At 69.7% G+C, this 26,539-nt stretch carries 23 protein-coding genes and 1 pseudogene; 18 read left to right on the top strand and 6 right to left on the bottom strand.

What is annotated here, in order from left to right:
• Positions 1-8: 8 nt before the first annotated feature.
• Entirely contained in the window at positions 9-437 is a 429-nt protein-coding gene (locus IPI43_02185) for a hypothetical protein (GenBank protein ID MBK7772936.1), read from the top strand.
• Here the strand turns inward: IPI43_02185 and IPI43_02180 are convergent.
• Complete coding sequence (locus tag IPI43_02180) at positions 396-1,196, bottom strand: YihY/virulence factor BrkB family protein (GenBank protein MBK7772935.1); 801 nt, start codon at positions 1,194-1,196, stop codon at positions 396-398. The two genes, IPI43_02185 and IPI43_02180, sit on opposite strands and share 42 nt — an antisense overlap.
• A 278-nt stretch (positions 1,197-1,474) precedes the next feature.
• Between IPI43_02180 and IPI43_02175 the strand changes: the two genes are divergently transcribed.
• The 5 genes from IPI43_02175 to IPI43_02155 are packed head-to-tail and all read left to right on the top strand — an operon-like array spanning position 1,475 to position 4,550.
• Positions 1,475-2,338 (top strand): SDR family oxidoreductase, encoded by an 864-nt coding sequence (locus tag IPI43_02175; GenBank protein ID MBK7772934.1) that lies wholly within the window; start codon positions 1,475-1,477, stop codon positions 2,336-2,338.
• The gene (locus tag IPI43_02170; protein ID MBK7772933.1) at positions 2,331-2,639 is read left to right on the top strand and encodes a hypothetical protein; all 309 of its coding nucleotides are present in this window, start codon (positions 2,331-2,333) and stop codon (positions 2,637-2,639) included. Before IPI43_02175 ends, IPI43_02170 begins: the two co-directional genes overlap by 8 nt.
• A 31-nt stretch (positions 2,640-2,670) precedes the next feature.
• Positions 2,671-3,336: a deoxyribose-phosphate aldolase gene (gene deoC / locus IPI43_02165; GenBank protein ID MBK7772932.1), complete on the top strand. Its 666-nt coding sequence runs from the start codon at positions 2,671-2,673 to the stop codon at positions 3,334-3,336.
• A gap of 18 nt (positions 3,337-3,354) precedes the next feature.
• Positions 3,355-3,996 carry a conjugal transfer protein TraF gene (gene traF, locus IPI43_02160; GenBank protein ID MBK7772931.1) on the top strand — a complete coding sequence of 214 codons (642 nt, stop codon included), beginning with the start codon at positions 3,355-3,357 and terminating at the stop codon, positions 3,994-3,996.
• Positions 3,993-4,550, top strand: a complete 558-nt coding sequence (locus IPI43_02155) for a hypothetical protein (protein ID MBK7772930.1) — start codon at positions 3,993-3,995, stop codon at positions 4,548-4,550. Before traF ends, IPI43_02155 begins: the two co-directional genes overlap by 4 nt.
• 27 nt (positions 4,551-4,577) lie before the next feature.
• Here IPI43_02155 and IPI43_02150 read toward each other — a convergent pair.
• Positions 4,578-5,571: pseudogene (locus IPI43_02150) on the bottom strand (hypothetical protein).
• Between the two features lie 108 nt (positions 5,572-5,679).
• On the opposite strand from IPI43_02150, the gene IPI43_02145 reads away from it, so the two are divergent.
• From IPI43_02145 to IPI43_02135, 3 genes are read left to right on the top strand one after another with little or no spacing between them, the layout of a single operon-like run.
• Positions 5,680-8,142 (top strand): GMC family oxidoreductase, encoded by a 2,463-nt coding sequence (locus IPI43_02145; GenBank protein ID MBK7772929.1) that lies wholly within the window; start codon positions 5,680-5,682, stop codon positions 8,140-8,142.
• Positions 8,143-8,182: 40 nt separating this feature from the next.
• Complete coding sequence (locus IPI43_02140; protein MBK7772928.1) at positions 8,183-8,824, top strand: TetR/AcrR family transcriptional regulator; 642 nt, start codon at positions 8,183-8,185, stop codon at positions 8,822-8,824.
• The gene (locus tag IPI43_02135) at positions 8,821-9,360 is read left to right on the top strand and encodes a hypothetical protein (protein ID MBK7772927.1); all 540 of its coding nucleotides are present in this window, start codon (positions 8,821-8,823) and stop codon (positions 9,358-9,360) included. Before IPI43_02140 ends, IPI43_02135 begins: the two co-directional genes overlap by 4 nt.
• Here IPI43_02135 and IPI43_02130 read toward each other — a convergent pair.
• Entirely contained in the window at positions 9,357-10,661 is a 1,305-nt protein-coding gene (locus tag IPI43_02130) for an AI-2E family transporter (protein MBK7772926.1), read from the bottom strand. The two genes, IPI43_02135 and IPI43_02130, sit on opposite strands and share 4 nt — an antisense overlap.
• Before the next feature lie 28 nt (positions 10,662-10,689).
• Between IPI43_02130 and IPI43_02125 the strand changes: the two genes are divergently transcribed.
• The gene (locus IPI43_02125) at positions 10,690-12,327 is read left to right on the top strand and encodes a type IV pilus twitching motility protein PilT (protein ID MBK7772925.1); all 1,638 of its coding nucleotides are present in this window, start codon (positions 10,690-10,692) and stop codon (positions 12,325-12,327) included.
• 61 nt (positions 12,328-12,388) lie between these two features.
• Positions 12,389-13,651, top strand: coding sequence for a Glu/Leu/Phe/Val dehydrogenase (locus IPI43_02120; protein MBK7772924.1), 1,263 nt, complete (start codon positions 12,389-12,391; stop codon positions 13,649-13,651).
• Between the two features lie 38 nt (positions 13,652-13,689).
• Here the strand turns inward: IPI43_02120 and IPI43_02115 are convergent, their stop codons facing one another.
• Positions 13,690-14,439 carry a hypothetical protein gene (locus tag IPI43_02115; GenBank protein MBK7772923.1) on the bottom strand — a complete coding sequence of 250 codons (750 nt, stop codon included), beginning with the start codon at positions 14,437-14,439 and terminating at the stop codon, positions 13,690-13,692.
• Between the two features lie 100 nt (positions 14,440-14,539).
• On the opposite strand from IPI43_02115, the gene IPI43_02110 reads away from it, so the two are divergent.
• Both IPI43_02110 and IPI43_02105 read left to right on the top strand, forming a co-directional pair.
• Positions 14,540-15,187 (top strand): hypothetical protein, encoded by a 648-nt coding sequence (locus tag IPI43_02110; GenBank protein ID MBK7772922.1) that lies wholly within the window; start codon positions 14,540-14,542, stop codon positions 15,185-15,187.
• Between the two features lie 17 nt (positions 15,188-15,204).
• Positions 15,205-15,705, top strand: coding sequence for a hypothetical protein (locus tag IPI43_02105; GenBank protein ID MBK7772921.1), 501 nt, complete (start codon positions 15,205-15,207; stop codon positions 15,703-15,705).
• A gap of 28 nt (positions 15,706-15,733) precedes the next feature.
• Here IPI43_02105 and IPI43_02100 read toward each other — a convergent pair whose 3' ends face one another.
• Positions 15,734-16,657, bottom strand: coding sequence for a hypothetical protein (locus tag IPI43_02100; protein ID MBK7772920.1), 924 nt, complete (start codon positions 16,655-16,657; stop codon positions 15,734-15,736).
• 223 nt (positions 16,658-16,880) lie between these two features.
• On the opposite strand from IPI43_02100, the gene IPI43_02095 reads away from it, so the two are divergent.
• On the top strand, positions 16,881-17,534 hold the full coding sequence (locus IPI43_02095) for a hypothetical protein (protein ID MBK7772919.1): 654 nt from the start codon (positions 16,881-16,883) through the stop codon (positions 17,532-17,534).
• A 39-nt stretch (positions 17,535-17,573) separates the two neighbouring features.
• Here IPI43_02095 and IPI43_02090 read toward each other — a convergent pair whose 3' ends face one another.
• Positions 17,574-17,921 carry a hypothetical protein gene (locus IPI43_02090; protein MBK7772918.1) on the bottom strand — a complete coding sequence of 116 codons (348 nt, stop codon included), beginning with the start codon at positions 17,919-17,921 and terminating at the stop codon, positions 17,574-17,576.
• Positions 17,922-18,189: 268 nt separating this feature from the next.
• Between IPI43_02090 and gyrA the strand changes: the two genes are divergently transcribed.
• The 4 genes from gyrA (at position 18,190) to IPI43_02070 (ending at position 26,533) form a co-directional block, all read left to right on the top strand.
• Positions 18,190-20,877 (top strand): DNA gyrase subunit A, encoded by a 2,688-nt coding sequence (gene gyrA, locus IPI43_02085; protein ID MBK7772917.1) that lies wholly within the window; start codon positions 18,190-18,192, stop codon positions 20,875-20,877.
• A gap of 413 nt (positions 20,878-21,290) precedes the next feature.
• Complete coding sequence (locus IPI43_02080; protein ID MBK7772916.1) at positions 21,291-22,175, top strand: SDR family NAD(P)-dependent oxidoreductase; 885 nt, start codon at positions 21,291-21,293, stop codon at positions 22,173-22,175.
• Between the two features lie 123 nt (positions 22,176-22,298).
• On the top strand, positions 22,299-23,330 hold the full coding sequence (locus IPI43_02075; protein ID MBK7772915.1) for a tetratricopeptide repeat protein: 1,032 nt from the start codon (positions 22,299-22,301) through the stop codon (positions 23,328-23,330).
• The gene (locus IPI43_02070; protein ID MBK7772914.1) at positions 23,327-26,533 is read left to right on the top strand and encodes a VCBS repeat-containing protein; all 3,207 of its coding nucleotides are present in this window, start codon (positions 23,327-23,329) and stop codon (positions 26,531-26,533) included. The genes IPI43_02075 and IPI43_02070 overlap by 4 nt, the downstream gene beginning before the upstream one ends.
• The last annotated feature ends 6 nt before the right edge of the window (positions 26,534-26,539 follow it).

The following is a 26,539-nucleotide window of genomic DNA, read 5'->3' as shown; positions in this document are numbered from 1 at the left end:
AACCCGCCATGAACCCCAAGCTTCTCCACCGCGTGGTGGCACTCCTGCTGTTCCTCTTCGCGCTCACGCACGGGCTCGGCATGCTCTCCGACTCCGGCCACGGCTTCGTCATGGACCTCGTGGTCTTCGGGATGGAGTCGGCGCCCGTCGAGAGGCTCGGTGTCCAGCGCACCATGATGGACTTCCACGTCGGCTACGGCGCGCTGTTCGTGGTGTACTTGCTCTTTGGCAGTGCGCTCTCCCTCGAACTCGCGGGCGTTTCCGGCGAGCACCCGCGCACGGCCACCCGCATGGCCCTCGCGCATGGCGTGGCGCTCGGCTTCGTGTTCCTGATCTGCCTTCGCTACTTCTTCGTGGCTCCCACGCTGTTGGCGCTGCTGAGCGCCGCAGGCACGCTATGGGCTGCCTTCCTGACCAGTCGGCGGGGCGGCGACTGACTCTGCCGCAGCGCGGGTCGCCCGCTCATCGATCACGGCCGTCAACAGCGCGCCGATGAAGAACACGACCGAGGCGTAGTAGATCCACACGAGCAGGATCACCAGGGCGCCCGTCGCGCCGTACGCCCCGCCGGGATCGGTCCTCGCGATGTACAGCCCGATGAGGTAGCGCCCACCCGTGAACAGCAGCGCCGTGTTCAGGCCGCCGAGGAACGCCTGTCGCCAGTGGACGGGGCGGTCGGGCAGGAAGTGGTAGAGGAAGCCGAACGTGACCACGTAGATGACGAAGCTGGCAACGGTCCCGACCAGGGGCAGCATGGAGGGCACGTTGGCGAACACGACTTGCAGCGCCGTGGCCAGCGACATGGACACGATCAGCAGGAACCCCAGCGCGAAGATCACTCCGAACGAGAACACGCGCTTGCGCAGCCACGCCGTGAAGGTGTCCGGGCGTCGCGCCGCGGTGTGGAAGATCAAGTTGAGCGCACCCTGGAGCTGGGCGAACACCGCCGTGGCGCCGATGAAGAGCAGCAGCGTTCCCCAGACTCCAGCCACGGTGCCCACACTCGGGCGTGCGCGGGCGTTGTCGATCATGGTCGCGGCGATGGCCTCGGCTTCGCGGCCGGCCAGCTGACCAATCTGACCGATCAGTTCACTCTGCGCGCTCGGATACAGCGAGGCGGTCAGCCAGAGCAGCAGCACGAGCAGCGGCGCCATCGAGAGCACCGCATAGAAGGCCAGCGCCGCAGCCTGGGTCATCAGGTCGATCTCGATGAAGCGGTTCACCAGCGCCGCTGGGAGGCTCTGCTGTAGGCGTTGGAGGCGCGTCGGCACTACTGGAAGATCTGAAAGTTGCCGAGCACGGCCCACAGGATGGCGAAGACGATCACCGTTCCGAAGCAGCCGAACCCGGTCTGCTTCGCTCCCCAACCTGCGGCGACCCCTCGAAGTAGCTTGCTCATCGTGTTTGCTCCTTGGCGACGAAGGTCGCGCGACGCCATGGCTTGCGATTCTCGTGCCAGGTACACTCGCGGCCCATGGACGTTCGGCACGCAGTGGTCACCGGCGGGAGCAGCGGCATCGGGCTCGAGACGGCGCGCGGACTCTTGCGCCGGGGCTTCGAGCGCGTGGCCATCGTCGGCCGCGACCCTGCCCGCCTCGAGCGCGCCGTCACGTCGCTGGGGGCGGGTGCCATCGCGCTGCGCGCGGACTTCAGCTCGCTGACCGAGGTGCGGGAGTGCGCGGCCCAGGTGCGCGAGCGGCTCGAGCCACTCGCCGTGCTCGTGAACAACGCGGGGGTGTGGCACAGCGAGCGAACGCTCAGCCAAGACGGCTTCGAGGACACGTTCGCCGTGAACCACCTGGCGCACTTCGAATTCACTCGGCACCTGCTGGACCACATGGCAGACCGAGCGGCGCTGCCTGCGCGCATCGTGCACGTGTCCTCGCGTCGCCACGTTAACTGCAAGGGCATCCGCTGGGATGACGTCATGCTGGAGAAGGGTTACTCGGGGCTGCGCGCGTACGATCAGAGCAAGCTCGCCAACCTGCTGTTCAGCCTCGAGCTGGCGCGGCGCCTGCGGGTGGAGAAGCGTCACGTGCGCTCGAACGCGGTGCACCCGGGCTCGGTGGCCACCGACATCGCGCGCGACAGCGGTGTGCTCAGCTTCCTCAGCAACACGGTGGCGCGCTTGGTGCTGCTCACGCCCGAGCAAGGCGCGGCCACGTCGCTGCATGCCGCCACGCACCCCTCGCTCGATGACGTGAGCGGGCGCTACTTCTCGCGCTCGCAGCGCGCCCAGCCGTCCCGTGTGGCGCTGGATGAGCTCGCTGCGGCGCGCCTCTGGGCGCTGAGCGAGTCGTTGATCGAGGGACGCCACGGGGCGGTGAAGCGTGCCTGAGGTCTTCGCCGACTACGCCGCGCGCGGTGCCTCGGCGCTGGCCGACGTCCCCACGCGGGAGCGTCCCGATGCCGAGCGCGTCCTCACGCTGTTGCGCGCCCGCCACACGGGCGATCCCCTCGGCGAGCCGGTGCGGCGCGAGTTGCTCGGCCTGATCGAGCGTCTGGGCCGTCGCGCCAGCGCGAGCGTCCCTTTCGCCATGCTCGCCCGCGCCCTCTCGGCAGATCTCCACGGCGCTGATGGCGTGCGCGCCGAGAGCCTCGCGGCGTGCGATCAAGCCCTCCAGCTCCGCGGCCTCTAGCCAGCCAGCCCCTTCCTCACCACGAACCGCAATGCACGAACTCGCCTCCTTCATCGACCACACCCTCCTGCGCGCCGACGCCACGTCGTCGGACCACGCGCGCCTGTGTGACGAGGCCCGCAAGCACGGCTTCGCCACGGTCTGCGTGACGTCGGCATGGGTGCGCTTCTGTGCCGAGCGGCTGGCAGACGCCGGTCCGGGCATCACCACCGTGGTGGGGTTTCCGCTCGGCTGCGTGAGCACGGCGGCGAAGGTGGCCGAGGCCCAGCAGGCAGTGCGAGACGGCGCCACGGAGCTGGATGTCGTGGTGCACCTCGGCGCGCTCAAGGACCGGCACTACCGCACGGTGGCCCTCGACCTGGGCGCCGTGGTGCAGGCCGCCGACGGGCGCGTGGTGAAGGTCATCCTCGAGACGGCAGCGCTGACCCCCGAGCAAATTCGCGTCGGCGCGGCCTTGGCCCAGTCCGCGGGCGCGCAGTTCGTGAAGACCTCCACGGGCTTCGGGGTGGGCGGGGCCACGCGCGAGGCCGTCGCGCTCCTGCGCGAGACCGTCTGCAGCCAGATCGGCGTGAAGGCGTCCGGGGGCATCCGCGACGAGGCGGCGGCGCGCGTCATGATCGAGGCGGGCGCCACGCGGCTCGGCACCAGCGCGGGCGTCGCCATCGTGAGCGGAGCGGCTGGGCAGGCCCCGTACTGAGGTGCTACACCTCGCGCCATGACCGTTCTCGCCGTCACCGACGCGACCTTCGAGCGCGAAGTGCTCGCCTCGGAGCTGCCCGTCCTCATCGACCTCTACGCGGACTGGTGCCAGCCGTGCAAGCAGCTGTCGCCCATCGTGGCCGCCGTGGCCGCCGAGCTCGCCGGCGTGGTGAAGGTGGTCAAGATCGACATCGAGCGCAGCCCGGGCGTGGCGCAGATGTTCCGCGTGCAGAGCATCCCCATGTTGGTGGTCATGCAGCGCGGGCGCCCGGTGGCGGCCGAGCAGGGCGTGCTCACCAAGCCGCAGCTGCTGGAGATGCTGGCGCCGTTCCTCCCGCAGGCCGCCACCGCGCTCAAGCCCGCCGAGTTGGCGCAGCTCATCAAGCAGGGCCAGGTCGTCCCGGTGGACGTGCGTGACGAGCGCAGCTTCGGCCGCTTCCGCGTCCCGGGCGCCGTCAACGTGCCCGTCGACGCCGTGGCCGCGCGCATCGCGGAGCTGGCGCCCACCGACGGCCGCTTGCGCGTCCTCTACTCGCGCACCGAGGACGACGCCAAGCGCCTGGCCGAGGAGCTGGGTCAACAGGGCGTCGAGGTGGGCTACTTGTCTGGCGGCTTCCTCCATTGGGAGGCCGACGGGCTCGAGGTCGAGCGCGGGTGAGGCTGAACGAGATCGGGGACCCACGCCGCGGCGACGCGCCCTGCGCGCTGGCCGAGATCCCTGACGCCATCGCCTTCGACGCGCCCGCGCTGGTGGTGCTGGGTGTGCGTCGCGGGGACCTCGCCCCCACGCGCTTTGCCCTCGCGCTCGTCACGGCCTTCGTGGCGGCCTCGCGGCCCGTGGTGGTGCACGTGCTGAGGCGCTCCGAGGGCCCCTTCGAGGCCGACGCCGACAGCCGCGCGACGCCCTTCTTGGACGCAGGCGCACGCGCCTATCGAGGTGGCCGCGTGGGCCCCGACGCGGCTGCTGTCGACGCCCAGCTGCGAGCGTGGACCAAGCAAGACCACGGCGCGTTCCGTGTCTTGGTGGGCACCGACTTCGCCGCTCGCGCGCACTCGAGCGGGGTGGTCGCGGTGACTGCGGGCCTGCCGTTGATCGCGTGGAGCCCAGCGGCTCGTTCGGTGGCCAGCCGGGTCAGCTTGCAGCTGGCCGAGCCGCGCGAGGCAGTCGCGCGCGGGCTCGTGCGGCGGCTCGTGCCCACCACGTGCCCATAGGCCTGTTCGCGCGGCGGTCGTGAACGCTCAGACCGCCAGGACAGGCACGCCGTGGTCGGTTCGGGTGGTGAGGATCTCGAAGGCCGCACGGTCGGCGGTGTGGAGCTGCACGGTCGGCGCAGAGCGTCGCTCGAGCGTCACGCTGCAGCGCGCCACCTTCGAGTTGAGACACGTCTTCCGGCCACCGGGGGGGTTGTCGTAGGGCAGGCCCACGAAGTCACTCGCGTCGGCTTCGATTACCCCGTGGATGCGCGCTCCCGACGCATGCGAGTCGAAGGTCCAGCGGAAGAAGTCGTAGCTCGCCTTCGCGCGGACCGCGATCGACAGCGCGTTCCAGCAGTACTGCTGGCCCTCGTGGCGCAGCACGATGGGGCTCAGCCACGGCGTCTTCACCGGGCCGAGGTGCACGCGAGCCGTCGAGAGCTCGAGGAACGAGTTCGGCGACCCATCGAAGCCCGCTACCTGCCCCCACGCGTACTCGTCGGTGTGCTTCTGAACCCCAGTTGTGGTTCTGGCTGCCCACCCAGTCGTCGATGGCGATGCGCTCGCCGTCCACCACCAGCGAGCCCGTGAACCGCGCGAGCGGTGAGCCCACCAGCGCCTTGGCCTTCGGGAACGACGCGTCGTACAGGCGCTCCGGCAGGAGGAAGAGCGGCTCCTCGGACGAAGTGTACTCGAGGTCCCAGGCGAGCGAGTGGCCCAGGATCTCGGCGCCACCTCGCAGAGATCGGCTGTCGAGCGTGGACTCGTCGATGCGCGCGTTCAGCTCCCACGAGCTGAACAGGCAGCGCGAGTAGGGGACCACCACCTTCACGGGCGTGATGCGCTTCCGCTCGCCGTCGAAGTAGATGGCCCACAGCTCACCCACCGCGTCACGCGGGCGGCCCTTCGGCGCGAACAGCGTGTAGCGGATCCAGAACGCCAGCTTGCGAGTGGGGTGGTTGGCCCGCTGGAAGTAGCTCTCGTAGTGGCCAGCGCTGCCGCCTTCATAGCGGAAGCCGTTGAAATTCGAGCGAATCATGGTGCCCCCAGGATACGCGCAGCCGCGCTCTGAATGGATCTACTTGAAAAGATGACTGAACGGACGCAACATTAGAGCAAGCGGAGAGAAACCGCAATCGGAGGCAACATGGCAGACGGCTCCCCCAAGAATCCGCGTGGCTTTCGCTTCGGCTCCGACGACGCCGCGCTCGTCCGCGCCATCGCGGAGGCCGTGACGCCCGAGGGGCGCAGCGTGCGTGCTGCGGACGAGACCACCGTGCGCGACGTGGAGCGCGTGCTGGATGGCATCGGCGCGGACGCCGGTGTGGGCTACGTGGCCATGCTTCGTGCGCTCGACCTGGCTGCCGTGCCCGTAGCGGGTGCGCGCCTGCGTGAGCTCGACGTGCGCACGCGGCTGCGAGCGATCGACACCATCGCGGGGTCCGTCGCAACCCACGCGATGGTGCGCATCGCCACGGCCCCCATCAAGATCGCGCAGGTCATCCACGCGGACTTCCCGGCCGCGCTCGGCGGTCGCACCGGCCTCGACGTCTTGCCCGTGCAGGCCGAGAAGCACGCGTGGGACGAGCGCGTGATGGACGCCGGCACGCTGCCCGACGGCGAGACCATCGAGGTGGACACCGTGATCGTCGGCACGGGCGCGGGTGGCGCGCCGCTGGCCCACGCGCTCGCGAGCCGCGGCCACGCGGTGCTCATGCTCGAGGTGGGAGGCTTCCTCGATCGGCGCAGCTTCGGTGGCCGTCCCATCGAGCGCGCCATGCGCTTCCAGCACTCGAACCTGTCCATCGGCAACACGGTCATCGTGGTGCCCACCGGCAAGAGCGTGGGGGGCACCACCACGGTCAACAGCGGCACGTGCTTCCGGACCCCTGCCGACGTCATGCGCCGCTGGCGCTTCGAGGACGGCATCACGGGCGTGGACCCGGCCACCATGGCGCCGTTCTTCGAGCGCGTGGAGGCCATGCTGCAGGTGGGGCCGAACGAGCGGAAGCACCTCGGCACCATCGCCGACATCGTGGCGCGCGGTGCCGACGCGCTGGGCTGGTCGCACGAGGCTCTGCACCGCAACGCGCCGGACTGCGACGGACAGGGCGTGTGCTGCTTCGGCTGTCCGACGGACGCGAAGCGCTCCACCAACGTGAGCTACGTGCCGGCGGCCCTGCAGAAGGGCGCCATGCTGGTGCACCACGCCCGCGTCGAAGAGGTGCTGCTGGCCAGCGGGCGCGCCGTGGGCGTAGTGGCCCGTGCCACGCACGGGAACGAGGGCAGGGTGCGTGTGCTCGCGAAGAGCGTGGTGCTGTCGGGCGGCGCGCTCCACACGCCCGCGCTGCTCTTGAAGCTGGGCCTCGCCAACTCGAGCGGGCTCGTGGGCCACGGGCTCACGGTGCACCCCGCCGGCTCGGTCCACGCCTTCTTCGACGAGGAGGTGCGCGGCTGGGAGGGCGTGCCGCAGGGCTATGGCGTGGACGAGTTCGCGAGCGAAGGCATCCGCTTCGAGGGCGCGTCACTGCCCATCGACATCGCAGCGCCCACGCTGCCCGCCATCGGCGCGCGCTGGACCGAGTTCGTGGACCGCTACGATCACGTGGCCACCTTTGGGTACATGATCGCGGACTCGTCGCGCGGCCGCGTGGTGCTTGGCCCCCAGGGCAAGCCTCAGATCCTGTACGTGATGAACGACTACGACCGGCGCCGGATGCTGCGCGGGCAGGCGCTGCTGTCGCGTCTGTTCCTCGCGGCGGGCGCGCGTGAGGTGCTGCCCAGCGTCCAAGGCGTGGACTCGCTGCGCTCCGTCAAGGACGTGGAGGCGCTCGAGGCCATGTCGGACTCGATCGGCGCGCACCGGCTGGACCTCTCGGCGTACCACCCGCTCGGGACCTGCCGCATGGGCAGCGATCCACGTCGCTCGGTGGTCTCGGGCAGCAACGAGACGCACGACGTGTCGGGGCTCTTCGTGGTGGATGGCTCCACGGTGAACGGGCCGCTGGGCGTGAACCCGCAGGTGACCATCATGGCCATGAGCGAGCGCGCCGCCGGCTTCGTGGAGCGGCGCATCGAGCGCGGGGTGGAGCCGCGCATCGTGCGCGTGGCCCTGCCCGAGGTGGAGTTCACCGAGACCATGAGCGGGACGTGCACCTTCGCGGGCGCGGGCACACCGAGCGACGCGGCGTTCACCGTGCGCTGCTCCGCCCCCGACAAGCAGCAGTTCTTCCGCCGCTTGCGAGATGCCGAGGGCGGCTGCCTCGCCCTCGACGGAACGGCCACCATCGCGGGGCTCGCCACGGAGCGCCCCTGCACCGGCACCCTCCGCATGTTCCCGAAGAAGCGTATCGGCACGCTGGTCTACGACCTCGACTTCACGGGCGACGACGGCGCGCGCTACCACCTACACGGGCAGAAGAGCGTCTCGCCCACCACGGTGTTGAGCGGCATGACCACGCTGCGCACCGAGATCGCGCGTGCGGACACCGGCGTCCCCGTCGCCACCGGCACGCTCCGCTTCTGGCTGAGAGACTTCCTCCCGTGGCTCGCCACGTTCCGATTCCGCGCCCGCCGCGCCCGCATCACGGCTCTCGCGAGCGGCCGCTGATGGCTTGATCGCATACAAACCAAATGGTATGTATGCGGCCATGGGACGGCCCACCAAGAGCAAGCCCGAGCTCGGCGACGCACGACAGCGCTTGCTGGAAGCGGCGCGGCACCTGATTCGTGCCAAGGGCTATGCCGCGACGAGCGTGGATGACCTGTGCGGTGCGGCCCACGTCACCAAGGGAGCGTTCTTCCATCACTTCGCGTCCAAGGAGGCGCTGGGAGTCGCCGCCGCGCGCGCCTGGCAAGAGTCGACGTCGAAGCTCTTCGCGGAGGCGGGCTATCACGCCGTCGCCGATCCGCGTGACCGTGTGCTGGCGTACGTGGCGCTGCGCCGAGCGCTGGTCGACGGTCCGTTCTCCGAGTTCACGTGCCTCGCGGGCACGCTGGTCCAAGAGACGTACGACAGCTCGCCCGCCATTCGCAGCGCCTGCGCCGAGAGCATCCTCGGCCACAGCGAGTCGCTCACGCCCGACATGCAAGCGGCGCTCATCGCGTGCGGCATGCAGGACCACGTGTCCGCTCAGAGCCTCGCCCGCCACACCCAGGCGGTCATCCAGGGGGCGTTCGTCGTGGCCAAGGCCGCCCACGATCCCGAGCTGGCGCGCGAGAGCCTGGACCACCTCGAGCGCTACCTGCGCTTGCTGTTCTCGCACCCTGCATCGGCCGGAGCCCATCCATGACGGACACCACCCGCCTCACGTGCACCTGCGGCCAGCTCGCCGTCGACGTCGAAGGACCACCGATCCTCAGCGTCGAGTGCTGCTGCACCAGCTGCCGCGCCGCGGCCGCCATCCTCGAGCAGCGCCCAGGCGCGCCCAAGATCCTCGGCGCGCACGGCACCACGCCCTTCGTCATGTACCGCAAGGACCGCATCCGCTGGGCCGCCGGCACCGCTGACCTCCGAGAACACCGCCTCTCGCCAGATGCCCCCACCCGCCGTGTGGTGGCCACCTGCTGCAACACCCCGGTCTTCTTGGAGTTCGCCGGTGGTCACTGGCTGAGCCTCTACGCACACCTCTGGCCCACCGCCGCACGCCCACCGCTGCAGCTGCGCACCATGACGAAAGACCTCCCGCCGGGCACCTCGCTCCCCACCGACGTCCCCAACGCCAACACGCAGTCCGCCCGCTTCATGGTCAAGCTCCTCACGGCCTGGATAGCCATGGGCTTCCGCGCCCCCAAGCTGCCGCTCCCGATCGCCCCCCTCGACGCCTAGCGCCCCTCCGGCTCCCGGCCACGGCCTCCGCGACCGGCCACCGCCACGGCCACGGCCTCCGACTCGGCCACGGCCACGGCCTCCGACTCGGCCACGGCCTCCGACTCGGCCACGGACTCGGCCTCGGCCGCCGCCACGGACACGGCCTCGGATTCGGATTCGGACTCGCCCTCCGCCAGCACGGCCGCCACCACCGGCGACACCGGCGCTGGCGCATCGCTCGGGGTCCCGAACATCGCGCTCGCGCGGTACGCCGCCGCGCCACGCATCACGAAGATCTTCGCCACCGCCGCACCCGGCACCGCCATCAGCACCCCCAGGAAGCCGAACAGTTCGTTCCCCACCATCAACGCCACCAGCACCACCACGGCGCTCAGCCCCACCTTGTCGCCCACCAGCTTGGGCGTGATCAGGAACCCCTCCACCAGCTGCACCACGCCGAAGGCCACCACCACGTAGCCCATGTTGGGCCAGATGCGGCCCTCCACGGCGCAGGTCAGCAGCGCCAGCCCGAGGCCCAGCGCGCCACCGGCATACGGAATGAACGACAGCAGGCCCGCCAGGATGCCGATGGGGATCGCTAGCGGCACGCCGGCCAGCGTGAACACCAGCGCGTAGAGCGCACCCAGCGCGATCATCACCAGGAACTGCCCGCGCACCCAGTGGCCCAGCACGTCGTCCACGTCGCGCGCCATGTGATAGACGGTGTGGCGGTGCCGATAGGGCACCAGGTCTCCTGCGGCGGCCACGATGCGGTCGAAGTCGTAGAGCAGGTAGAACGCGAACACGGGCACCATCAGCCCGGCCGCCACCGCGCTGAACACCGAGGCCGTGCCACCCACGATCCAGCGCAGCGCTGACGAGACGGGCGTGACCGCGTTGCTGGCCACCTCGCGCGCGTCCACCTGGAAGCTGGCCAGCGCTTCGTCGATGGTGTGGGGGACCGGCACGCCCAGGTCCCGCAGAACGGGCTCCGCGCGCGCCATCCAGTCTTGCAGCTTCGCCGGCAGCGCCTGCGCGAACCCCACGAACTCCTGCACGATGCCGGGCATCACCAGCAGCAGCCCGATGGTCATGGCCAGCAGCGTGCCGCCCAGGAGGATGGCGATGCCCGCCCCGCGCGGCAGCCCGCGCGCTTCGAAGCGGTCCACCAGCGGGTCCAGCATGTAGGCGATGAAGAACGCGAAGAACAGCGGCGTGAACACCGTGCGCAGGACCCACACGCCGTAGCCGACGAGCAGGATGCCCAGCAGCACATAGACCGCGCGGGGTAGTGTCGGCGCATTTTTTCGCTGAGGCATGCTGGACCGATGGTACCGTCCAGACCCGATGTTACGGATCGATTTCTACGTCCAGCAGCTCATGAAGCATCAGGCCAACGGGGTGCGCCTCGTGTCCGAGATGCCGGTCACCTTCCACTTCGACGCGGGCGATCGCCAGTCCAACAAGCCCATCGATCACGACCTGATCGTGGAGATGGTGCGCGAGGCCACGCCGCCCCAAGCGCTGCAAGAGCTGCAGTCGCAGGGGCGCTGCGCCTTCGTGCACGACTCCGAGGCGGGCATGCGCGTGCAGGTCGAAGTGCGCACGGCGGGCCCCACCGCGTGGGCGCTGCTCATCTCGCCAGCGAGGGCAGTCCGAACGGCTCCTGCCGATGTGGAGTCCATTCCGTTTCCCCCGGCCGAGGCGCAAGCGCCACTGCGAGCCCCTGCGCCGGCCGCCGCGCGGGCCCCGGAAGCCGCCGCGCCTGCGCCGCGAGCTCCGGCTGCGGCCCCCGCCGCGAGCGGAGCAAACCCCCACGCTGGGAAGGGCTACATCGACGGCGGCATCCCCGACCACGCCGCAGCCGATGGCCTGAGCGTCACGCTGCAGCCGGGTGAGCCCCAGCTCAACCGCCTGCTCCGCTTGATGAAGATGGTGGACGCCAGCGACCTCCACCTCTCCGCCAGCGTGGTGCCCATGGTCCGCAAGGACGGCGAGATCCTCCCGCTCGAGCGCCGCGCGCCGTACTCGTCCGACGAGATCGCGAAGATGATCGAGGAGATCATCCCCGAGCGCAGCCGCAAGGAGTACGAGGAGACCAACGACGCCGACTTCGCGCACAACATCCCTGGCCTCTGTCGCTTCCGTGCCAACGTCTTCCGCGACCGTCATGGCGTGGGCGCCGTCTTCCGTCAGATCCCCTTCGAGCTGTTGTCCGTGGAGAAGATCGGCGTACCGCCCAAGGTGCTGGACCTCTGCTGGCTCACCAAGGGCCTGGTGGTGGTCACGGGCCCGACGGGCAGCGGCAAGTCCACCACGCTGTCCACGTTGATCGACTTCATCAACATGAACCGCGCGGACCACATCATCACCATCGAAGACCCCATCGAGTTCGTGCACCCGAACAAGAAGTGTCTGGTGAACCAGCGCGAGATCGGTCAGCACACCACGGGCTTCAAGCGTGCCCTGCGCGCCGCCCTGCGTGAGGACCCGGACATCGTGTTGGTGGGTGAGATGCGCGACCTCGAGACCATCGCCATCGCCATCGAGACGGCGGAGACGGGTCACCTCGTGTTCGGCACGCTGCACACCACCAGCGCCGCCAGCACCATCGACCGCATCATCGACCAGTTCCCGGCGGACCAGCAGGAGCAGATTCGCATCATGCTGAGCGAGTCCTTCCGCGGCTGCATCGCGCAGGTGCTCTGCAAGAAGAAGGGCGGCGGGCGCGTGGCGGCCTACGAGGTGCTCATCGGCACCAGCGCCGTGGCCAACCTCATCCGCGAGGGCAAGACGGTGCAGCTCAAGAGCGTCATGCAGACCGGCCGCAACCTGGGCATGCAGACCATGAACGACCACCTCCTGCAGCACGTGAAGAACGACCTCATCACGCCCGAAGAGGCCTACATGAAGTCCAACGACAAGCAGCTGATGAAGTCCCTGCTGCAGCAAGAGGGCTTCAAGGTGGAGCTGCCCGCAGGCTGAGCGCATCGCGGGCTCACCCGCGCCCCCCCAGGGCTGCCTGCGGCGTGATAAGAATTGAGGCATGTCCGATGCCTACGAATTCTTTCGGGTGATTCAGGGGTACTTGGACGAGGCCGCGGGCATCGTGCAGCTCCCCGACCACGTGCGGGCCATCCTCGCGCAGCCCAAGAACGAGCTGATCGTCCACTTCCCGGTGGCGCTCGACAACGGGACCATGAAGGTCTTCAAGGGCTACCGCATCCAGCACAACAACCTGCTGGGGCCCTACAAGGGGGGCATCCGCTACCACGACTCGGTCAGCCTTGACGACCTCAAGGCGCTGGCCGCCATGATGACGTGGAAGTGCGCGCTGATGGACATCCCGTTCGGTGGCGGCAAGGGCGGCGTGAAGTTCGACCCGGGCGCCTACAGCCGCGAAGAGGTCATGCGCATCACGCGGCGCTTCACGCACGCGCTCGGCAACAACATCGGCCCTTCGTACGACATCCCCGCGCCCGACGTGGGCACCAACGCGCAGACCATGGTGTGGATGATGGACACGTACATGAACACGCTGTCGCACGCCGACAAGAACGCGCTGCGCGCCGTGGTCACCGGCAAGACGCTGGCGTGCGGGGGCTCGGCCGGGCGCGAGAAGGCCACGGCGCAGGGGGTGCTGCATTGCATCACCGAGTGGGCCCGCGAGCAGCGCTTCGAGCTCGAGGGCAGGACCGCCATCATCCAGGGCTTCGGCAACGTGGGGAGCCACGCGGGCGTGCTGCTGGCCAAGCTGGGCGTCTCCATCGTGGGCGTGGGTGACCACACGGGCTACCTGCACAGCGGCGAGGGCTTCAATGTGCACAAGCTGCAAGATCACGTGCGGCGGAACGGAAGCATCGCCAGCTACGACCACGGCGTGCGCGTCACGCGCGAAGACTTCTTCGGTATACAAGCCGACATCTTCGTGCCCGCGGCGCTCGAGAACCAGATCGGGGTGGGCGAGGCCAACGCGCTGCGGGTGAGGCTGGTGGCCGAGGGCGCCAACGGGCCCACGCACCCCGCGGCCGAGCAGATCCTCGGGGAGCGCGGCATTGCCATCTTGCCCGACGTGCTGGCCAACTCGGGGGGCGTCACGGTCAGCTACTTCGAGTGGGTGCAGAACCGCAACTCCGAGAAGTGGGACCTAGAGCAAGTGGACGCGAAGCTCGAGGCGCGCATGAAGCGAGCCTACGGACAGGTGCGCTACTTCTCGGAGCAGCGCCACGTGGGCCTGCGCACGGCGGCTTACTGCCTGGCGCTCCAGCGCTTGGGCACGGCCTACGCGGAGCGCGGCATCTTCCCTTGAGGGGGGAGGCAGAAGGCCCGAGCCCGCGTGGGTCTGGGTCAATCCAACGGGATGTTGCCGCTGGCTGCCACCAAGGCACCAGCCTCGACCCCGTCGAACGGAATGTCCACGGACGCGCCCGTGACGCCGACCACGCGCAGCGTGAACGGCCCCTCGCCGAAGCCCGAGCTCTCGGTGAACGTGCCGTCGGTGCCGCGCTCGAGCGCGCGCCCGCCTGGGAAGCGCGCGTTGATGACCTCCACGCGCTCGATCGCCATGGTGGGGTTGCGCACCCAGAGGCTGGTCCACCACTGGCTCGCCTCCGTCTGGAACTGCACGTAGAGCGGCTCGGCGTTGTCGCAGGCCACCAGGTGCCACGTCATGCTGCGCGGAAACTCGTCCAGGTTGAGCGCCGCATACGCCTCGGGGCTGACGTCGAGATCCCCGTCGCTGCCCGACTCCCCATACGTGACCACGCGCAGGACCTCGGTGCGGCCCATCGCCGTGGTGACCTCGATGCACGCGTCGCACAGGGAGCCCGGTGTCGCCACGCTGTTGCTCACCCCTGCGATCATGTTGCCCGTAATCGTGCGGATGCTGCTGGGGTACGGCGCGCAGGCGTTGTGCCACTCCGACTCCGCGAAATCGACGGGGCCCAAGTGGTATTGCCCGCTGTGATCCGGCCCGACCGGATCGCCCACGGTGACCGGCGCGCCAGGCCCCGTCCCGCCGTCGCCACACGAGGCGGCGAGCAACGCAGCGGCGGCCGCGAGGAGTGAGTGGGTCGGTGGAGGCGTGTGGCGGCGCATGGCCCACTACAACACGCCCGAAGCGCGCCGTGGTCAAGAGGCGAGCGCGGCGTCGTGTCACGTCATCGGGGTAGCCCGCGCCGTGGTAGCGTCACTCGGCATGAAGAAGAGCGTCGGCTTGTTCTTGGTCGCGCTGCTGGGCGCGGTCACCGCATGTGGAACCCCGTCAGCGGGTTCCACCATCGGGACCAGCCACGCGAGCGGCGTGCAGCGCTACGCCACCGTGCGTGACTTGGTGGCGGGCGCCGAGCAGCACCAGTCGCGCGAGCAGCTGCTGGCCATCGCGGAGTTCATTCGACGCTGGGAGCAGGACCCCTTCCTGCCCACCACGCCTCCCAACCCCGGCGAGGACCCGTCCACCATCGCGCTGCTGCTCATGTGGCTGACCGCCTCGCCCGACGTGCACGTGACGCTCTGCGCAGGTGTTGCTGCGCTGGCCGAAGAACAGGGTGGGGAGGGCGCGGCCACGGGCTTCATGATCGGCGCCGGCTTCGGCATGGCGGCCTACATGATCGAGAACCCGGCGGAGGCCGTGGACCCGGACAGTGATCGCGTGCAGGGGGCAGGCCTCGAGTCGGGCCTGCGCTGGTTCGAGGCCTACCGTCGGCGTGGCCAGGCGCACGGCGCGCCCATCTTGGACGAGTTGATCGAGCTTCGCCGTCAGGGCGGGCGCGCTGCCCTCCAGGCCTATCACCGCGACCACCAGCGCTGCGGGCGCCACGTGGGCGAACCACTCCCCGGCGAGTAGGTGGTAGCCTCGCGGGCATGATCTTCGAGCCGCTCACGCAGCTGCCCACCGCCTGGAGCATGGTGTCCGGGCGCTTCGGCGTGCACCTCTTCGAGGGGGCGCTGACGGTGGACGAGATGAGTGAGATGCAGCGCCGCGGCAACGCGTGGCACGCCGAGCACCCGGGGCGCATCGTCGAGCTGGTGGTCATCTACCCGAGCGACAACCGCATGACCCAAGCCGAGCGCAGCAAGATGGTGCAGCTCATGAAGCAATGGGAAGACGTGCGCGACGCGGCGGCCACCGTCATCCTCGCCGAGGGACTCTTGGGCTCGCTGCAGCGCAGCATCCTCACGGGACTGATGATGCTGGCCCCCGCGCCGCACCCCGCGAAGGTCTTCAGCGCGGTCGACCTTGCCGTGGAGTTCTTGGCGCCCTATGTGCGAGCCCTGACACCGGGACTCTCGCAGGCCGCGGTGCGAGCCCTCATCGAGCAGTTCGAGCAACGCCCCGGTCGCGCTGTGTCCCATGGCGGCTGATGCCGACCAGCGTCGTTCGTCCGGCGGCTCAGCCCCGCCGCTCGAAGCAGGCGTCCGCGATCTGCAGCTTGTAGCGCAGCGCCTGGGTGCGCTCGACCATGTCGCGCGTCTTCGGGTCGTGGTAGCCGCTCACCCGCGGCAGGCTAGGGTCGTGCCCGACGTAGTAGCGATTCAGGCGCTCCATGGAGACCTCGCGCACGTACTTGCCGATCATGGAAGCCATCGCCACGGGCAGGTGGTTGGCGTCGGCGTTCACCTCGAAGCGCACCTCGCCCACTCCGTCCACCCCGTAGACCGAGCGCTGCTTGCTCTCCTCCATGGGGTGCACGTTCGCCGCCGGAAAGCGGCCGAAGTAGCCCTCGTACTTTCGGATGCCGCCCACCATCCCGCAGATGGCCAGCAGCGGCTCGTCGCTCGCGGCGCGCGCGTCCAGCATCAGGCGCTCGAAGGCGTTGAGGTCCACCGCCAGCTTGGTGCGGCCGAGCGCCAGCTCGTGGTTGAGCACGCCAGCACACACCAGCACCGAGCGCGCGCGCGTGATGCGCAGCACGGAGCGCCCCTCGAGGGCCTTCAGCCGCTTGCGCCCGTCCACGATGTCTCCACCGAACAACGGCAGCGAGGGCGAGTCGGCCCAGCACTGCCGCGCCGTCTCTCCGCTGGGGCACGGGGCGCGCAGGCCCACCATGCCGTCCACGGCCAGCTCCGCGAAGAGCGAGTCCGCCGTGCGAGGAGCCGCGCCGTGCAAGCGCTCCAGCACCGCCAAGGTGAGGCTCTCTGCGAGCGCCATGCGTCCGAAGGCCGAGCTGGCCTTCGAGTCGGTGATGCCCAGCGCCTCACCACGCCGGCGCAGGGCGCTGTCCGAGTAGCTCTTCAGCTCCAGCGTGACGCCTGTGGCGATGAGCGGTCCCAGGCGTGGGCCGAGGCCGTTCTCGTCGACACCGAAGACACGCATGCAGCGGCTGATAGCAGCGCATTGCCCCGAAGCCAGCGGTTTCCCTGCGTCGATGTGGGCCAATGTGCTCCATCACACCAAGTGGCACGCTGTGCACAATTTGTACGTCTGACTTGCGCGTGCCACACTTCCCGTTGGCCCAATGAACGCTGAGTCCGCCCGACGAACCCATTCGACTTCCGCACGCATCGAGCGTGTCGTCGTCGAGGCGATCGAGGCGGTCGTGACGCCCGCTATTGCGGCCAAGCTCGTGGGCTCCGCGCTGCGCGCCGCGTCGCTCTCGGCGCTCCCTTCGGGGCGAGAAGACCTCGAGGCCTTTGTCGAGGGGCCGCTCTACGAGTCCCTGGCCACGGTGCTGGGCGACGACGAGGCGTCGATGGTGGTGGAGGGCCTCGCGCCCATCCTGCCGCGCATCAGCGACCCGTCCGAGCAGAGCCAGATTCGCCTCACGGCACGTCCCGCCCGCTCCGAGGAGTTCGAGCGCGAGCGCGACGTGGTGGGTGAGCCGCTGGGCGTGACCATCGTGGCGAGCGCCCACCCGCGCCGGCGCGCCGCGCTGCTCGCCGACCTCTCGCACGACTGCGTGGCGCTCCAGGCCGACGACTTGATGGCCCTGTTCGATCAGGTCAACGCCGCCGTGTTCACGCACCCCGTGCTGGTGCTGGACTGCCTCGCGCCGTCGGTGAACCCCATCTCCGTGGCCACGCTCGTGCCCGACCTGCCTCAGGGGTCGAGCGTCATCCTGTGGGGCGCCAGCGCGGCGCTCGAAGCCGAGGTGGTGGCGCTGGGCCAGGGGCAAGGCCGCTTCATTCGGTGCGAGGGCAACGTGAGCCCCGCAGACGTGGCTTCGCTGGTGCGCGCCCTCCTGGGCAACTGAGCCCGAGGCGTCGCCAAGTCGTCGTGGGGGCCGGCTGACTCAGGGGCCTGGCACGGTCTGAATGCGCGGTGGGCTGTCCTCGGTACCCACGCGCTGCCACACGGAGATGTCATCTCCCACGTCGGCGCCCAGAACCAGCTGATAGCGCCCCACGCCATCGGCGGTGCCGATGACGCCTTCCCCGCGGGCTTCGTTGAATGCGAACACCTGGGCTTCGGGCTCTGCATCACCGTCGATACTCACGTTTCCGTCCACGTCGGGCGTCGAGATCGTCAGCGGCGGGAGGATGGGCACCACTGGGCCGGTGGTGGGGGCGCACCCCAGCGTCACCACCAGCACGACCCCGGCCAGCGTACGCGCTGAAAGCTGTCTCGAGAGCTGCCGCATCAGCTGCATCATAGCAGAATCGCAGTGCAATACCGGGGCCGCTCGCAGCGTGTGGCGAACCCCGCGAATCCACACCGACCGCCGTCAACTTGGTTGACGCTTGCCGCCTACTCCGTTTTCGTCTGGCAACTCGAAAAAGCCGTCGCCGAGCGGGCGATCGGAGGCGAGAAATGCTAGTCTCCGCGCAACTTTCACGCGTCCCGGGGGGCACCGAAACGCCCCATCGCGAGGACCCGCGTGCACCCCTGCGCAAGGTACCGTCACGCCCATGGCCGAGACCCAGAAGAAGTTCCCCGTCACCATCGAAGACGAGATGCGCAAGTCGTATCTCGACTACGCGATGAGCGTCATCATCGGGCGCGCCATCCCGGACGCCCGTGACGGGCTGAAGCCGGTGCACCGCCGCATCCTCTACTCCATGCACGAGCAGAAGGTCACGGCCGGCTCCTCGTACAAGAAGAGCGCCCGCATCGTCGGTGACGTGCTCGGTAAGTACCACCCGCACGGCGACAGCGCGGTCTACGACGCGCTCGTGCGCATGGCGCAGGACTTCGCGCTCCGTTACCCGCTGGTGGACGGCCAGGGCAACTTCGGCTCGGTGGACGGCGACCCTGCGGCCGCCATGCGCTACACCGAGGTGCGCATGTCGCGCCTGGCCTCCGAGCTGCTGGCCGACATCGACAAAGAGACCGTCGACTTCGGGCCCAACTTCGACGAGTCGGAGCACGAGCCGCTGGTACTGCCCAGCCGCGTGCCCAACCTGCTGATCAACGGCAGCGGTGGCATCGCGGTGGGCATGGCCACCAACATCCCGCCCCACAACCTGGGCGAGATCGTGGACGCCACGATTCGGCTCATCAAGAACCCGAAGCTCAGCAACGACCAGCTCATGGAGGACGATCCGGAGACGGGTCGCCTGGGCGTGAAGGGCCCGGACTTCCCCACCGCGGGCTACATCTACGGGCGCGCCGGCATCGTGCAGGCCTATCGCACGGGCCGCGGCCGCGTGGTCATGCGCGCGCGCGCCACCATCGAGCCCATGCCCGGCAAGGGCGACCGCGAGATGATCGTGGTCACCGAGATCCCGTACCAGGTCAACAAGGCCGAGCTGCTCAAGAAGATTGCCGAGCTGGTGCGCGAGAAGCGCATCGAGGGCATCTCCGACCTGCGCGACGAGAGCGACCGCGACGGCATGCGCATGGTCATCGAGCTGAAGCGCGACGCGCACGGCGAGATCGTGCTGAACATGCTCTACCAGATGACCGCGCTGCAGAGCACGTTCGGCTACAACTGCCTGGCCATCGTGGGCCAGCGCCCGAAGCTGCTGGACCTGCGCACGGGCCTGCTGCACTTCATCGACCACCGCCGCGAGGTGGTCACGCGCCGCACGCGCTTCGACCTGCGGCAGGCCGTGGCGCAGCGCGAGCTGGTCGAGGGTCTCGGCATGGCCGTGACCGAGATCGACCTGGTCATCGCCACCATTCGCGCGTCGCAGAACGCCGACGAGGCGCGCTCGGCGCTGCAGCAGCTCCCGCTCAAGGGGCTCGAAGAGTTCGTGCGGCGTGCTGGCCGTCCCGAGAACGAGATCGCCACCGCGCTCGCGCGTGGGGACTACTTCCTGACCGAGCGGCAGGCCAAGGCCATCCTCGAGATGCGCCTCAGCAAGCTGACCGGCCTCGAGCGCGAGAAGCTGGCCGGTGAGTACGGTGGGCTGTGCGACACCATCGCGCGCCTCGAAGCCATCCTGGGCAGCGAGAAGCTGCTGCTGGCGGTCATCGTGGACGAGCTCCAGGAGATTCGTGAGAAGTACGGCGACGCGCGCCGCACCGAGATCGTGGAGGCCGAGGGCGACCTGAGCATCGAGGACCTGGTCCCCGACGAAGACGTGGTCGTCACGGTCACGCACCGCGGCTACATCAAGCGCGTGCCGCTCAGCGAGTACCGCGCCCAGGGTCGTGGCGGCAAGGGCCTGCGGGCCATGGACACGCGCGACGAAGACTTCGTGAAGTGGGTGCACGTGGTCAACGCGCACGCGCACATGCTGTTCCTCAGCGGGGACGGCAAGGCCTTCACGCGGCGCGTGTTCGAGATCCCGCAGATGGCGCGCACGGCGCGCGGCCGGCCCATGGTCAACTTCGTGGGCTTCGAAGAGGGCGAGGCGGTGGCGGCCATGGTGCCCATCCGCGCCTTCGTGGACGACGGCTTCCTGCTCACCGTCACGGTGGGCGGCAAGATCAAGCGCACGGCGCTGTCGGCCTACGAGAGCATTCGCCAGACCGGCATCATCGGCGTGGGCATCGACGAGGGCGACTCCCTGCTCGCCGCGCGCGTGGTGACCGACGGCCAGGAGGTGCTCATCGGCACGGCAGGCGGCATGAGCATCCGCTTCTCGGTGGACGACGTGCGCCCCACGGGTCGTGACACGCGCGGCGTGCGCGGCATCGAGCTGGCCGAGGGCGACCGCGTCATCGCCATGGACATCGTGGAGGCCGACGCCACGCAGCAGGTCCTCACGGTGAGCGCCAACGGCTATGGCAAGCGCACGCCCGTCAGCGAGTGGCGTCTCCAGACGCGCGCCGGCAAGGGCATCATCGCGATGGACACCTCGGAGCGAAACGGCGAGCTGGTCTGCCTGCGCCTGGTGTTGCCGGAAGACGGCCTCATGGTCATCACCGACGGCGGTCTGGTGATTCGCACGCGGGTCGCCGAGATCCGCGAGACGGGCCGCAACACGCAGGGCGTGCGCGTCATCCGGTTGAAGGACGGCGAGCGCGTGGTGGACGTGGAGCCGCTGGCGGCAGACGACGAGGAAGAGACCGACGCGGCCGGCGACGCGGGGCTCGGCGAAGCTGGCGATGCCGGTGACGACTCGCTGGTGCCGGGCTTGGACACGTCGGATGACGGCGGTTCGGATGAGGGCGGGCGCGGCGACTCTGGGGAGTCTGGCGACGAGTAGTCGCTGAGGTCTGACCTCGGCCAGCCGCACTCGGCGGGGGATCCACGGGTCCCCTCCGTTTTCGGTGAGTGGTGAGCTTGGGAGGTGTCGTTCGCCCTTGTTTCAAGGCTCTTGGGGCACCCCGGGTTGAAACCCGGGGCAGCATCCCAGGCCTCGATTCTCGCGGAAGTCCGCCCCCTGGCGGGCGCGGACTGCGGGGTCGAGAACCCGGCTGCGTTCTACCGAAGGTGTCTCCACCCGAGCGTGCGACCCCACCGCTTTCGGAATGAAACGCCCGCGTCATTCGCCGCCTCGACGCTTGGCGCCTGCAGCGGGATGCTGCGCGGGATGAGAGGCACGCTCCTCGCAGAGGTCGCTACGTGATGTTGGCCGGGCTGCGTCAACGGTTCTTGCATCCCCCATCGGCCACGCCGATGGACCTGCATGGGCGGCGCGTCATCGTCACCGGGACGAGCGAAGGCTCTCTCGGCTACGAGACCGCCCGTGCGCTCGCGACCTGGGGAGCCGAGGTGGTGGTCACGCGGCGCAGTGGGGCAGAGGCCATCGCGCAGCAGCTGGCCAGCGCCTCCGGCGGACGCGTGGAGGGCCGCGACCTCGACCTCGGCAGCACCGCCAGCGTGCGTGACTTCGTGGCCTGGTACGAGCGCGAGCACGGTGCGCGCCTCGACGTGCTGATCAACAACGCGGGCATCCACCTGGACCTCATGTCCGACTGGAAGGAGCCGCACCTCTCGCCCGATGGCTTCGAGCTGCAGTGGCGCACCAACTACCTGGGCCCGTTCCAGCTCACGCTCGGGCTGTTGCCCGCGCTGCGCGCGACGGCCGCCGAGAAGGGCGACGCGCGCGTGGTCAACGTGGCGTCGCAGCTGCACAGGAAGGCCACCAACGCAGACCTCTTCACGCCGCACACGCCCTATGACTCGTGGGTGGCCTACGGCGCGTCCAAGCTGGCCATGGTGCACATGGCGTTCGAGCTCGAGCGGCGCTTCGCGGGGGAAGGGCTGCACGGCTACGTGCTTCATCCGGGCTCGGTGTTCACGAACGTGGCGGACACCGGCTTGGCTGGCCATGCCGCGCTCACCCGCGTGCGCGGCTGGCTCGCTCCGGTGGAGCGGTTCTTCCTGCTCACGCCCAGCGAAGGCGCGGCCACCAGCCTGCACTGCGCCACGGCTCCCGGGGTGCCGGGTGGCCAGTACTTCACCGCCTGTGCGCCGGGTCGCGTGAGCGGAGAAGCGCACGACGCAGCGGTGGGGGCGCGGCTCTGGGCCACCTCCGTGGCTTGGGCTCAACACACCTGAAACGGCCGAGGTGCTGGGCGTGCGAGTCGCGGCCCGTGCCTGCGCCGAACCCGCGAATTGGGAGGGTCTTCCACCTGCTTTGTAATCTTGTGGTGCCACGGCATTGCCGGTATGGTGTCCTCGATGCTGCAAGGATCCCTTCGCACCTTCGCGGTGCTCTCGCTAGGCCTCCTCATCTCCCCTGCTGCGCCTGTGCAGGCACAGCCCGACCAGCCCGCCCCAGCGCCTGCACCGGCCGACGCGGGCGACGCGGCGTCCGAGGACCAGGCACCCAGCGAAGCCGCCGAAGCCAGCGCCGCGAGCACACCCGTGGAGGCCCCGGACGCAGCGATGGACGAGGCCCGTCGCCGGTATGCGCAGGGCTCGGAGTACTACCGACGCGGACGCTACGCCGAGGCCGTGGCCGAGTTCAGCGAGGCCTACTCGCTGTGGCCCAACCCCGTCATCTTGTACGCGCTCGGGCAGGCCTACGAGGGGCAGTCCGACGCCAACCGCGCCATCGAGACCTACCAGCGCTTCCTCGAGGTGGCGCCCGAGGGGGACCTCCGCCGGCAAGACGCAGAGCTGCACATCGAGGCGCTGCGCGGCTTGCTCGCCGTGGTGCACGTGGTGGTCAACGTGCAGGCCAGCGTCGTGGTGGACGGCGAGGTGCTGGGCATGGCGCCGGGCGACGTGCGCTTGCCCACGGGGCGGCACGTGCTCGAGCTGCGCGCCGATGGCTACCACTCGCAGACGGCGGCCGTGACCATCGCAGGCGGCACCGAGCGCACGGTGACCTTCGAGCTGCAGCCGCTGCCCACCGCCGGTGGTGAGCGCGAGCGGTTCCGCTTTCCGCGACCGGCCTTCTACACGGCCGTGGGCCTCACCGGCGCGGGTGTGGTGGTGTGGGGCGCCATGGCCACCACCGCCGTGGTGCGCGCGCGGGACTACAACGACACCCCGGGGCGCACCAACTTCGACCGAGAAGAGGCACGCGACGTGGCCCAGCGCTCGAACGTGGCGCTCGGCGTGGTGGGCGGCCTGGCGGTCACCACGCTGGTGATCGGGTTGCTCACGGATTGGGGAGATGACGACGAGCCCGACGCACCGCTGGTGACGGCCTCGGTTACCCCGCTGCAGGGTGGCGCCATGGTGTCGGCGAGGTGGACGCGATGAACCGCTCCCTCTTGGTGCTGGGCTCGGTCCTGCTGGCGCAGGGCTGCACGGTGGTGGACCTCTGGGACGCGCCCGAGGTGGAGGTGGAGGTCCGCTCGTGCCGCGTGGATGCCGACTGCGCCACCGTGCGCTTCGAGGTGGACGAGACGCTGCGCAACGACCCCTGCCTGGTGGCCCTGCGCTCCTGCGACACGGGCCGCGAACAGTGCACCGTGCAGCTGCGCGCGCGCGACTCCGACCGCGACAATTTCCGCGACATCGCCTGCGCCAGCGTGCGCAGCGAGTTCCCGCCGTTCGACGTGGACTGCGACGACGCCAACCCCAACGCGTACCCCAACGCCGACCTCGACAGCGATGGCTTCGTGGCGCGCGGCTGCGGTGACGGGCTCCCCGAGGACTGCGACGACACGCGCGCGACGGCCTTCCCGGGCGCCACCGTGGAGGCCTGCGACGGCGTCGTGTCTGCGTGCACGGACGCCACCCCGCCGCTCCGCCGCTTGGTCGAAGACTTCGACGGCGACCGCTTCGCGGCCATCGCGCTCGACCCTTCCGTGTGCGTCGACGTCATGAGCCCGAACGGCGAGCTGCTGTCCATCCCGCACACGGACTGCGACGACATCGACCCGAACGTGTTTCCTGCGGCCCCGGACGTCTGCGACGGCCGCCACAATGACTGCGACAGCCCCATCGGGGTGGGCCGCGACGCGGGCGAAGACGTGGATGGGGATGGCTTCGCGGCACCCTCGAGCCTCTCGTGCGACCCGGAGCTGCCAGGCGGCTTGCCCAACACCGACTGCGACGATCTCGATGCCAAGACCTACCCCGGGGCCGAGGAGTCGTGCGACGGCATCGTGAACAACTGCACGGACCGCACGCCAGGCGAAGTGGACCGGCTCATCGAAGATCCCGACGAGGACGGCCACTACGGTGGCAACGCCGACTGCATCGACCCCGTGGTCAACATCGAGTGCAGCAACGCCGCGTTCGACCGCTTCAGCACGTTCTGCCTGCCCTCGCCCGAGACCACGGTGGTGTCGTCCATCATGGGCGTCACCCGCATGGTGGCGGCCGACTTCGACGCCAACGGCTTCGAAGAGGTGGCCTACGTGCGCGACGACGTGGGTTGCCCCACGGAGCAGCGCATCGTGGTGAACCACTCGTTCAGCAACTCGTCGAGCGCGCTCTTCTCTCAGACCAATGTGTGCGACGCGGTGGGCGCCACGGTCAGGGTGTTCGCCGCCGACGTGGACGGTGACGCGCCCCTGGAGCTCATGACGCTCAGTTCAACGGGGGCCGTGCAGTCCTATGAGCTGACGACGTCCAGCTTGAACCTCACGCTGAAGACCGCGATGGGGATCACGGTGACGGGCGGCGCGCTCGCGTTGGGGCGCCTCGACGGAGTGGCGGCCCCGGTGGCCGTGGCGCTCGAAGGCAGCGCGCTCGTGTACCACCCGCTCGACGCCACGGGCTCGGCGGGCGCGGCCGTGTCCATCGACGCCACGTCGCCGAGCTTCACGGGCCTCGTCCTCGGCGACGTGACCAACGATGGGGTGGTGGACGTGGTGGGCTACGCCTCCTCCTCCGCGATGATCACCGTCTACCCCGGCTCGGGCGGCGGCGCGTTCGCGGCCGAGCTCAGCATCGACGTGGGCACGCTGCTCCCGGGCATTGGCAACCCCACCTCGGTGGTGCTGGGAGACGTGGAGGGCAGCGGCGACGGGGACCTCGACCTCGTGGTCGCGGGTTCGAGCGGGCTCGGTGTCCTGGCGCGCCGGGGAAGCGCCTTCGAGGGCGTGTCCGTGGGCGTTCAGCCCAACGGCGAGAGCCTCGCTCTCGGCGAGCTGGTCGCAGACGACATCGCGGTGCGCGACCTGGGTCGCAACGGCAGCGACGAGATCGTCTACTCCACGACGGATCGTGACTCGGTGGGCTACATCGACGAGATCGGCAGCGGGCTCTTCGCTCAGCACGTCTTCGTGGCCGACCTCGACGCCGTCACCTGGGTGGCTGCGGGCGACTGGGACGGCGACTTCGACGTGGACATCGCGGCCTATGCCTCGGGGTCCTCGAGCCTGATGCGCTACACCTCGGACTTCGTCTCCACGCTCCAATTCGGCGGGCGCGTGGTCGACCGGGCGTTCGACGCCGGCGCGGCCGTGGCCTTCGACGTGGACGCGGATGGCGCGATGGACATCATCGGCGCCTCGGACCTGCCGGGCGGTGAGGTGGTGTTGTGGCGCGCTCGCTCCCGCGACTTCGCCCGCATCGAGGAGATCGTGGTGACCAACGCCGACGCGGGTGAGGTGGTCAGCGGCCTCGCCGCCGGCGACGTGACCGGCGATGCGCGCGCCGACTTCGTGCTGGTGTCCGAGACCAACGGGCTGGTGGGCTACGTGCGCGGTGTGGGTGACCTGACCTACGCCGCGCGCCAGGCGCTGACCCCCTTCGACAACGCCCGCGCCGTGGTGATGGAGGACTTCGACGGGGACGGCCTCGACGAGGTGCTGGTGACGGCCAACGACGGCACCGACGGGCGCGCCGCGCTCTACACGCGGGAGGGCACGGGGAACACCTTCACGCGCACCATCCTCGATGCCACCAGCTCCGCCTGCACCGGCATCGCACTGGGCGACGTGGACGGCGACGGAGACCAGGACGCGGCGCTCGCGTGCGGCACCGATGGCGTGGTGCTCCTGACGAACCCGGGCCAGCCCGAGGGCACGTGGACGGTCACCACCGTTTACGACGGGGCGGGCGGCGCAAACGCTTCTTCGGTGGAGATCACGGACGTCGACCGGGACGGCACGGGGGACATCGTCTCCTATCGCGCGGACCTCGAGTCCGTGCGCATCGACCAGGCCGGCGACGGCAGCTTCGGCGCGGCGCCGATTCTGGTCCCCGCAGACGTGGCGTCGCCCTCGGGCGCGCTGGTGCGTGCCATCGATGCCGACGCCGATGGCGACCCGGATCTGGTGGTGGCCGGGCTCGACACGGGGGCCTCCATCTCGGTGCTCCAACACATTGGCTCGAGCGATCCGCGCTTCGTGCTGCGCGTCATCCTCACCGGCAGCACGGGCCGCGCCACGGCCCTCACGCCCCTCGACGTGGGCGGCGACCGCTTCGCCGACTTCATGGTGACCCTCCCCGGTCAGCGCATCGTGGCCGCGTTCCGCTCGAGCCCCAACCCGTGGTGGAACCACTGACGGCGC

The sequence above is a fragment of the Sandaracinaceae bacterium genome (genome assembly GCA_016706685.1).
Lineage (GTDB): Bacteria > Myxococcota_A > Polyangia > Polyangiales > Houyiibacteriaceae > JADJJE01.
The sequence above is the reverse complement of the archived record's forward strand: the minus strand, read 5'-3'. Positions and strand labels throughout refer to the sequence as shown.

What these genes read in the sequence shown, in the direction of transcription:
- IPI43_02130 (MBK7772926.1), bottom strand. Translation starts at nt 10,661, where the DNA reads ATGCCTCAGCGAAAAAATGCGCCGACACTACCCCGCGCGGTCTATGTG.
- IPI43_02120 (MBK7772924.1), top strand. Translation starts at nt 12,389, where the DNA reads ATGTCCGATGCCTACGAATTCTTTCGGGTGATTCAGGGGTACTTGGAC.
- IPI43_02125 (MBK7772925.1), top strand. Translation starts at nt 10,690, where the DNA reads ATGTTACGGATCGATTTCTACGTCCAGCAGCTCATGAAGCATCAGGCC.
- IPI43_02115 (MBK7772923.1), bottom strand. Translation starts at nt 14,439, where the DNA reads ATGCGCCGCCACACGCCTCCACCGACCCACTCACTCCTCGCGGCCGCC.
- traF (MBK7772931.1), top strand. Translation starts at nt 3,355, where the DNA reads ATGACCGTTCTCGCCGTCACCGACGCGACCTTCGAGCGCGAAGTGCTC.
- IPI43_02070 (MBK7772914.1), top strand. Translation starts at nt 23,327, where the DNA reads ATGAACCGCTCCCTCTTGGTGCTGGGCTCGGTCCTGCTGGCGCAGGGC.
- IPI43_02110 (MBK7772922.1), top strand. Translation starts at nt 14,540, where the DNA reads ATGAAGAAGAGCGTCGGCTTGTTCTTGGTCGCGCTGCTGGGCGCGGTC.
- IPI43_02180 (MBK7772935.1), bottom strand. Translation starts at nt 1,196, where the DNA reads ATGACCCAGGCTGCGGCGCTGGCCTTCTATGCGGTGCTCTCGATGGCG.
- IPI43_02140 (MBK7772928.1), top strand. Translation starts at nt 8,183, where the DNA reads ATGGGACGGCCCACCAAGAGCAAGCCCGAGCTCGGCGACGCACGACAG.
- IPI43_02185 (MBK7772936.1), top strand. Translation starts at nt 9, where the DNA reads ATGAACCCCAAGCTTCTCCACCGCGTGGTGGCACTCCTGCTGTTCCTC.
- IPI43_02100 (MBK7772920.1), bottom strand. Translation starts at nt 16,657, where the DNA reads ATGCGTGTCTTCGGTGTCGACGAGAACGGCCTCGGCCCACGCCTGGGA.
- gyrA (MBK7772917.1), top strand. Translation starts at nt 18,190, where the DNA reads ATGGCCGAGACCCAGAAGAAGTTCCCCGTCACCATCGAAGACGAGATG.
- IPI43_02175 (MBK7772934.1), top strand. Translation starts at nt 1,475, where the DNA reads ATGGACGTTCGGCACGCAGTGGTCACCGGCGGGAGCAGCGGCATCGGG.
- deoC (MBK7772932.1), top strand. Translation starts at nt 2,671, where the DNA reads ATGCACGAACTCGCCTCCTTCATCGACCACACCCTCCTGCGCGCCGAC.
- IPI43_02075 (MBK7772915.1), top strand. Translation starts at nt 22,299, where the DNA reads ATGCTGCAAGGATCCCTTCGCACCTTCGCGGTGCTCTCGCTAGGCCTC.
- IPI43_02105 (MBK7772921.1), top strand. Translation starts at nt 15,205, where the DNA reads ATGATCTTCGAGCCGCTCACGCAGCTGCCCACCGCCTGGAGCATGGTG.
- IPI43_02135 (MBK7772927.1), top strand. Translation starts at nt 8,821, where the DNA reads ATGACGGACACCACCCGCCTCACGTGCACCTGCGGCCAGCTCGCCGTC.
- IPI43_02145 (MBK7772929.1), top strand. Translation starts at nt 5,680, where the DNA reads ATGGCAGACGGCTCCCCCAAGAATCCGCGTGGCTTTCGCTTCGGCTCC.
- IPI43_02080 (MBK7772916.1), top strand. Translation starts at nt 21,291, where the DNA reads ATGGACCTGCATGGGCGGCGCGTCATCGTCACCGGGACGAGCGAAGGC.
- IPI43_02090 (MBK7772918.1), bottom strand. Translation starts at nt 17,921, where the DNA reads ATGCGGCAGCTCTCGAGACAGCTTTCAGCGCGTACGCTGGCCGGGGTC.